Source organism: Fictibacillus sp. NRS-1165 (assembly GCF_050468105.1).
GTDB classification, from domain to species: domain Bacteria; phylum Bacillota; class Bacilli; order Bacillales; family Fictibacillaceae; genus Fictibacillus_C; species Fictibacillus_C terrinigri.
Genome location: NZ_JBDPNU010000071.1, coordinates 1 through 8,472, shown reverse-complemented (window position 1 = coordinate 8,472; position 8,472 = coordinate 1). Strand labels below are relative to the sequence as shown.

Annotated in this window: 6 protein-coding genes and 1 pseudogene; 1 reads left to right on the top strand and 6 read right to left on the bottom strand. The window is 36.6% G+C overall.

The genetic code is table 11. The annotated features are described in order from the left end of the window. On the top strand, positions 1–465 hold a 465-nt coding region (locus tag ABHN01_RS23015), incomplete at its 5' end, for a hypothetical protein (protein ID WP_429877468.1). Between the two features lie 700 nt (positions 466–1,165). On the opposite strand, the gene ABHN01_RS23010 is transcribed toward ABHN01_RS23015, so the two are convergent. From ABHN01_RS23010 to ABHN01_RS22985, 6 genes and pseudogenes are all read right to left on the bottom strand, one after another. Beyond that, entirely contained in the window at positions 1,166–2,656 is a 1,491-nt protein-coding gene (locus ABHN01_RS23010; protein WP_429877467.1) for a sigma-54-dependent transcriptional regulator, read from the bottom strand. A 9-nt stretch (positions 2,657–2,665) separates the two neighbouring features. Next, positions 2,666–4,309 (bottom strand): ATP-binding protein, encoded by a 1,644-nt coding sequence (locus ABHN01_RS23005; protein ID WP_429877466.1) that lies wholly within the window; start codon positions 4,307–4,309, stop codon positions 2,666–2,668. A 14-nt stretch (positions 4,310–4,323) separates the two neighbouring features. Continuing rightward, the gene (locus ABHN01_RS23000) at positions 4,324–5,472 is read right to left on the bottom strand and encodes an iron-containing alcohol dehydrogenase (RefSeq protein ID WP_429877465.1); all 1,149 of its coding nucleotides are present in this window, start codon (positions 5,470–5,472) and stop codon (positions 4,324–4,326) included. A 293-nt stretch (positions 5,473–5,765) separates the two neighbouring features. After that, a pseudogene (locus tag ABHN01_RS22995) lies at positions 5,766–6,330 on the bottom strand (aldehyde dehydrogenase family protein); the annotation flags it as partial. Between the two features lie 125 nt (positions 6,331–6,455). Next, a complete protein-coding gene (gene adhP, locus ABHN01_RS22990; RefSeq protein WP_429877470.1) occupies positions 6,456–7,466 on the bottom strand; it encodes an alcohol dehydrogenase AdhP in 1,011 nt (336 codons plus the stop codon). An 862-nt stretch (positions 7,467–8,328) separates the two neighbouring features. Beyond that, on the bottom strand, positions 8,329–8,472 hold a 144-nt coding region (locus ABHN01_RS22985; RefSeq protein WP_429877469.1), incomplete at its 5' end, for a small, acid-soluble spore protein, alpha/beta type.

Sequence of the window (8,472 nt, the reverse complement as noted above, 5' to 3'; positions counted from 1 at the left end):
ACTTTAGGGATACTACTCCTTACAGGGTGTTCTTTATTCGCGAATGGACAAGAGAATCTCACTTGGCATGATACTTCCTATGATGCCATCCATAAAGGGGCGAAAGAAGAAGGAATAACGGAAGATGAAATAATGGGAAGAACTGAAATAGCAGGAGATGTTTTTATCTTTTACGAAAAGAAGGTCAGCGATGGAGATGCTGTAGGTGTCGTCAATATTGGCAAAAAGAATGGAAAATATACTTGGTATCGTTCTTCCAATGAGATTCAGATAAAGAACAAGAAAAACAACACCTCACCATCTGTTCATTTCAAGGTAGAATCACTGACCAAACAAAAGTATACGGTATATCTAGGAAGAGTAAAATCGAACCTTCATGGGATTGACACGGTCAATGGAAATAGAGTTGCGCCTACCATTGATAAAAAGCGGCAGATATATTACTTCATGGAGCCTATGCAATAGCTGACTACATATATTAGAGATGGAATGTATCCTTCAGTCAGCCATCAGTCCAACTTTTCCTCCCATCCCAACTTATTCCAATTCTTTCTAAATATCTTGTTGAGATAGTGTGCCAAATACATACCTAAGATGATGAAAGAGATGATGAGTACGCCTAAATGCTTTCAACCGTTTGAAAAACATATTAATCCCGGAAGTCATAATGCTGCCCGAGTACAAGTGGACCCTTTTTGGTTCCACCCTTTCGATCATCTCATTCTTATTATTTTCATTTATATTGCCAAGAAATCTTGTTTAAGCTATCTCTTGTTTTGACTTCACCCCATCAGATTAAGGTACCATCAACAACATCCTAACCACTTCTAGTTTAATGTGACCAGTGTATGGCCACTTTTTGATAACAAATACCGAAACCTATTATGACCCTGAATCCACCAAACAAAATTACGGGCTAGAAGAAAAACGTTCCTATTCCTTTCGCGTTTAATAGGAACGTTTTTTCTATTGGTTAATCTAAAAGTAAGCCTTATTTGTTTAAGTGAAAAAATAAAGCTATCCGGTGGTTTTTCTAGGATTGGTTAGCTTTCATAGCGGTCCTTAACATAAAATCAACTATAGTACCCGATCCCCATTGTTCTCCGCGGTCAGAGCCTATGCAGGTTTCTGTGCTTACATAGACAGGGATGAACAATGCATGGCTTTATTGCTTGTGAACACTTTTTGTACCAGAATCTTCGAGAAAGCAACTTTTTTCGTTTAAGAGATAACGAAGTTTTCTCATCGTAATTTGCAATCTTTTTGCTGCTTCTTTTCGATTTCCAAGCGTATCTTTTAATGTTTCTAAAATAAATGCTTTCCCAACTTCTAACTCTAATTGTTTAACCTGTGCAAGAACCTCTTCTAAATTGATTTCATCTTTTTGTTCGAAGGCTGTAAGAATTTCATTGATCCATTTTTGCAAGTATCTTTCAAGGTGACTTTCCTGATTTTTTGTATTGAATTGTTTTATTTTTTTTACTGGAACAGACGTTGCTACACCGTTATCGGAGAACGGTAAATCGTCGGCAGTAAAGACCGTATGATTTGAATCGGCTAAAGTTTCAATTCTTGTAATAAAATTAGATAATTCACGGATATTCCCTGGCCAATCATAGTTTTGTAGTACTTCGATTGCGTTATCAGAAAAGGATATATCTATGTTTGGATTCCAATGTAAGCAGTAATCAATTAATAAAGGTATATCTTCTTTTCTATCACGAAGAGGAGGAATGTTTAAGTGAACTACATTCAAGCGATAAAATAAATCTTCTCGAAATTTCTTTTGTTGAATCGCTTCTTGAAGATTTTCATTTGTTGCAGCTACTAAACGAGTATCTGTACGTAAAATGTTTCCACTTCCCACACGCATGAATTCACGTGTTTCCAGTACACGAAGCAGCTTTACTTGAATGGAATGTGAAGCTTCTGCGATTTCATCAAGGAACAGAGTTCCCTTGCTAGCGATTTCAAATAAACCTTTTCGTGGTTGGGTTGCTCCTGTAAATGCTCCTTTTTCATGGCCAAACAGTTCACTTTCTAGAAGAGATTCAGAGATTGCTCCACAATTTACTCCAATAAAAGATTCATCACTGCGTTGACTTGCCTGATGAATAAAGCGTGACAACACTTCTTTTCCAGTTCCGGTCTCACCCTCAATTAAAACATTTACATTTTTCTTTGCCACTTTATAGGCAGTTTGGATCAATTGATTCATCTTTTCATTTTGTCCAATGATAAGCCCGACTTTACTAGCCAAGTCTTTTATGTGTTGCTGGGTGGAGGTAATATTTGAATTTAATAGATTATCAACCTGTTTTTCTAGTAAATCAATGTCATCAAATGGTTTTTCGATATAATCACTCGCTCCTAGCTTTATAGCGTCAACGGCTGTTTTAATTGTACTGTATCCTGTCATAATGATAGCTTTACATCTTGGCTGCAATTTTTTTAAATGTTTCAATAAGGAAAGACCGTCTATGTCAGGTAGCTTTAAATCAATCATTGCAGCATGGAAACATTGTTTATTAAAGTCGATAGCTGAAAAATTATTGCCGCTGTTCACAACAGTGACACGGTATCCTTTAGATGTAAAAAGGTGGGATAGAAAAGTGCCAATTTCCTTTTCATCATCAACAATTAATATATTTGTCATTACGTCACCTCAACGATTTTTTGATTGTTGAAGAGGCAGTTTTAATGTAAAAGTGCTGCCTTTATTAAGTTTGCTGCTAACTTCAATTGTTCCCCTGTGTGTTTTCGCAATACCAATACTTACAGATAAACCCAATCCGGTACCTTTTTCTGTTTCTTTTGTCGTATGAAAAGGGTGAAAGATTTCAGATAATCTATTTTCTTCAATTCCAATGCCATTATCCTTAACTGATAAGTGGACTTCATTTGATTGAAGAGATGATGTTGTTATTATGATTTCCTTATTTTTTCTTGATGAAAGCTCAAGAGCATCCCTTGCATTTAAGAGAAAATTAATAATGATTTGCTCAATCTGTGGCTGGCTTCCGTCAATAAAAGGTAAATTTTCTTGAAGTAGGCACTTTATTACGATTTGTTTTTTTTCTAATTGATACTTTAGTAAATTAAGCACTTGTTCTACTGCTTCGTTTAAAGAACAAGAATCAAAAACGTACTCATCCTGTCGAGAAAAGGTGAGTAAACTTTTAATAATTTGTTTACAGCGATTTCCGCAATTTTTTATGTCATTTAGAAGTGTAAACGATGGATCACTACTTGTTATATTTCTTAATAACAGTTGAGAATTTCCTAAAATAGCAGTTAAAGGACTATTTAATTCATGGGCTATACCGGCTGCCATTTCTCCTATAGCCGCCAGTTTTCCTGAATGAAGCAACTGCACTTCCATTTTTCTTTTTTCTGTTACATCCTTGATATAGGCGATAACCCCATAAACCTGTTGCTCATTGTTATATACTGGATATGTATATAGTTCACAAGTAGAATTATTTTGGAAATATATCTCTCTATATCCTGGCTTTTTGGAGTAAAACGTTTCTCTAACAAGAATTTTGCAGGACTCTTCCAGTATGGGAAGGTCAGAGGATTGTTCATTAATATCAAAAAAGGCTTTTACGGAATCATTAAATTGAACCACATTTAGATCTTTATCAAAAACAAGAATCATATCATCAACTGCTTTAAATGTATCCTCCCATTCTTGTTTTCCCCGTAATACTTCATTATATAATTGGGCATTTTCAATACTAACTGCTAGATGATCAGTAAGTTGTTCCAGAAAAGCAAGATCATCCATACCCCATTCGGATTCATCATGACGGCCAATACTTAGAACTCCAATTCCTTTGTTTTTACTATAAATAGGCAATACTAAAATGGTTCTTAGATGAAGGACGGTCAGATATTCCTTTTCATAAAAGCTGGAATAAGAGTCATTTAATCGTTGAAAGATGATTTGTCTATTTTTTAATGCTAACCAGTAGAGAGAATGTTCGTTGGGTATAGCAGAACCTATTTTAATATAATGACTGTCTTCCGGATAAATATTCGTTAAAGTAAGATTATCGTTATGTAACGATAATAAACTCAGACGATCAAAGTGAACGAGTACTCTTAATTTATCCACCACATTATTTAAAATATCTCCCAGCGACATATCAATCTTAATACTTTTCATCACTTCATTAATGATTTCTAACTGCATGTTTTTCTTTTTCAATTGCTCAACTGTTTTCTTTAATTCTGTATAATAACTTTTTTTAGAAGATTTCACACCGGTTAACAGCGCAATCATCTCGTGTTTGTCCTCCAGCATGATCATTCACCACCTTATAATGCGTTTTTTAGTAAGTTTTTTACCTGTTCAAGAGTCATGTCGCGGGGGTTGGTAATCATACATGTATCTTCAAGCGCTGTTTGACTTGTGAAATCGATCATCTCTTCTGTAATTCCTACGTCACTCAACCGTTGTGGTGTTCCAATATCAAGGGATAATTCTTTTACAAATTGAATTGCCGCATTTCCGGCTTCTCGTTGTGTCATTCCTCTTGTATCAATTCCCATAAATTCAGCCATTTCTGTATACCGTTGGGGAGAAGCAATAAAGTTAAAGTCCATTACATAAGGTAGCAGAATGGCATTGATTTCTCCATGGGACAATTGAAACTTTCCTCCAATCGCATGTGAAATCGCATGGGCAGCACCTAAAATAGCATTTGAAAAAGCAAGTCCAGCCTGCAAACTAGCCATTGCCATTGCCTCTTTCGCCTCTTCATTTGTTTTAGAAGCTACCGACGGACGCAAATAGGAGGAGACAAGGGAAAGGGCATTTTTAGCCTGGACATCAGTAAGCGGTGTAGCGGCTATGCTTACGTAAGCTTCAACAGAATGTGTAAGAACATCCATGCCAGTTGCTGCAGTTAAACTACTGTCTTTTGTGATAAGTGTGTAAGGATCGATAATGGCAATATCAGGTACCAGTGTCTTAGATATAATGGTCATTTTCTTTTTTCTGTTAGAGTCAACAATGACAGAAAATTGAGATACTTCAGAGCCTGAACCGGCAGTTGTCATGTTCATAATCATTGGAGGAAGGGGTTTTTCGATTTTATCTACACCTTCATAATCACTGATCTTTCCACCGTTAGTAGCAAGTATAGCGATGGCTTTGGCTACATCTAATGCGCTGCCGCCTCCAACGCCGATAATGGCATCGCATTCATGTTCGATAAAAGTACGGCACCCATAAACAACTTCTGTATCTTTTGGGTTCGTTGTTACATCAATGAACGTTGCAAAAGGAAGGTGAGATTCTTTACAGATATCAATAACTTTTTCCAGCCATCCAGCTTTTGCAACGCCACAATCACTTACGATCAACACTTTCTTCGCTCCAAGCCGCAGGCAGGCGTCCCCGACCTGTTTTATTGCGTTTTTACCAAAAATAATTTCAGGTGTTACAAATTTATTTATATACATGATTTTCACCTACATAAGTTTTATAATTATATTATTTTTCTGCAAAATATAAAAATTCCTGTTTTATTATGGAGAATTTTATAAAAAAATCTCGTGTGTATTAGAATAGGGGTTTTGATTCCTTACCTATACGCGTTATATCTATTATTCAAATCCCCGTGATTCTTTTTATACAACTCCTTTAGTAGGACATCCAGTATTTCTTATCTAAAACAAAAAAAGACGTGTACGGAACGTTGTTACAAAATCCGTTATACACGCCTCTCCTCATATTGAAATAAGATTTGAATGACTTAGTTCATATTCACCCAAACACTCTTCACTTCTGTATAGTTATTTAACGCGTAACTGCACATTTCACGTCCAATACCTGATTGTTTATATCCTCCGAATGGACTTGCCGCATCAAATACGTTATAGCAGTTCACCCAAACCGTACCCGCTTTAATGGGATGTGCGAGGTAGTGGGCTTTCTTTATATCCTGCGTCCAAACGCCAGCCGCTAAACCATAATCGGAATCGTTTACTTTTGCGATAAGGTCATCTAAATCAGCAAACGGCATCGCCGCTAAAACCGGGCCGAAAATTTCTTCTTTTGCGATAGTCATCGAATGGTTCACATCAGCAAAAATTGTTAAAGCAACGAAATACCCTTGTTCGTACGGATAGTCCACCTGCTACTACCTCTGCTCCTTCTTCAATTCCTTTATCAATGTATCCTTTTACACGTTTTTGCTGTGTTGCTGAAATGAGCGGACCTATTGTCGTCTCCTGTAATCAACCATTACCTTGGTTAATTGTTTTTTTAAGAGACGCTAAATCAGCGACTACATTGTCGTACATGTTCTTTTGAATATATTTAACAAAAACATAAAGATTGTTTAAGATCCTAAAACTCCCCCAATCTATTTATATACTTGTTCTTACACCCATGTCTTTAAATAGGAGGAACAATTACAATTGTTCCTCTAGTTGGCAATTTATTACATTGTTAAGACAACACGCCCATTAATTTTTCCTGTTTCCATGCGGTCAAATACGTCGTTAATACGATCAAGAGGTTGAATTTCTATATTTGTACGCACTTTTCCTTGTGCCGCAAATTCAAGTGCTTCCTGTAAATCCTTTCTTGTACCAACTATAGAACCTTTTACTGTTACACCATTTAACACAGTGTCAAAAATGGGAATAGGCAATTCAGCATTCGGAAGACCTACAACAACTAATGTGCCGCCTCTTTTTACTGAATCGTAAGCTTGTTCAAACGCTTTTTTCGTAACGGCAACGCTCACAGCCGATTGCACTCCACCTACTCTCTCTCTAATTTCCTGAACAGGATCTACTTTTAATCCATTAATAGTAATGTCAGCACCCAATTGCTTTGCTAACTCAAGTTTGTCATCCTGAATATCAACAGCAATGACATTAAATCCCATTGCTTTAGCATACTGAAGCGCGACATGCCCTAGACCGCCGATTCCATAAATCGCTACCCAGTCCCCCGGCTTTGCTTCTGCTATTTTTAATGCTTTATATGTGGTAACGCCTGCGCAGAAAATCGGAGATACTTCAGCAAAATCAAGGCCTTCTGGAATTTTAACAACATAGTTGGAAGGAGCTTTACAATATTCTGCATATCCTCCATCCACTGAATAACCTGCATTCAATTGATCTGGACATAACGTTTCACGGCCTGTTAAGCAGTATTCACATTCGCCACAGGCCGAATAAAGCCATGGAATACCAACGCGATCTCCTGCTTTTATTGAAGTAACACCTTCACCAACTTCTTCAACGATCCCAACGCCTTCATGGCCTGGAATAAGCGGAAGATTAGGCTTTACCGGCCAGTCCCCATGAGCAGCATGCAGGTCTGTATGACAAACACCGCAAGCCTTTATTTTGACAAGAATTTCTCCATATTCTAATTCTGGCACTGGAACTTCCTTGATTTCTAATTGCTGTTTAAACTCATTCACCACCGCTGCTTTCATCATTCTGTTTCTCTTATTGTTTGTACACATGTAAAACATCTCCTCTCAATTTTTTAAATTCACTATATTTACATGCAAAAACCGTACCAACTTATAAAACGCTTTCATTTATTAATATTAACTTCTGAATCTTTCCTGGTGCCAAAAAAACGGCTAATCCAACCGTAAATACGGCAAAAAAGTGCCAATCTATCGTCATATTAGAAAATAGGAGGTTATAAACAGTAAGAGAGTACTTACGATAGAAATTAGTAATAGACTTTATTGGTGGTGCGATAGCCTTGCTCCCGATGCTTTGAAGGGTATATAGCAGGAATAAGTTATCAAGACCTAAATTACAAATGCCATAAAAAATAAAGGAGAAAACATAATAAACATTCTAATATGTTTTCTCCTTTTTATTGGAAAACTTTTATCCAGCAATCGCGCCCTTTAACAGAAGACTCAATTTCAAGATAATCTTAACAGACATCAATATCGATCTTCAGTTACTGCCCCCCTTAAATGTCCTAGTGACAGGTTTCTTACAATAGATGTCAATGTTTCTCCTTATTCGAATGCTCTTCTTTTATGATTTTTATCAGTTCCTTTAAAACCATCTCTACTTTCAGATTTCCCTCTTTATTTATTTTCCTTTATCAAGAAATTTAATAATTGTAAACACACGTGTTTTCGCAAGTGTATATGGAAATAAAAACACATATTATAAGTTTATCTTTCTCGAATTGACTGCTAAGGTAGAGAATTGCAAGAAAAGAGAAAGGTCTCTCCATTTTGCGTTAGTTATACTAAGACAAAAAAATAAAGACTGAAACTAACCACAATAAGAGGTAGCTTCAGTCAAATTAGATGAATTCGTTGCTTATCTAGATTGCATTGCTCCACCCATTCCAGAAAGTTGGGATTGAGCTTGTGCTACAAGGCGTTTAGTAATTTCACCACCTACTGATCCGTTTGCTCGGGAAGGTGTGTCAGCCCCAAGCTGAACACCGAATTCAGTAGCGAT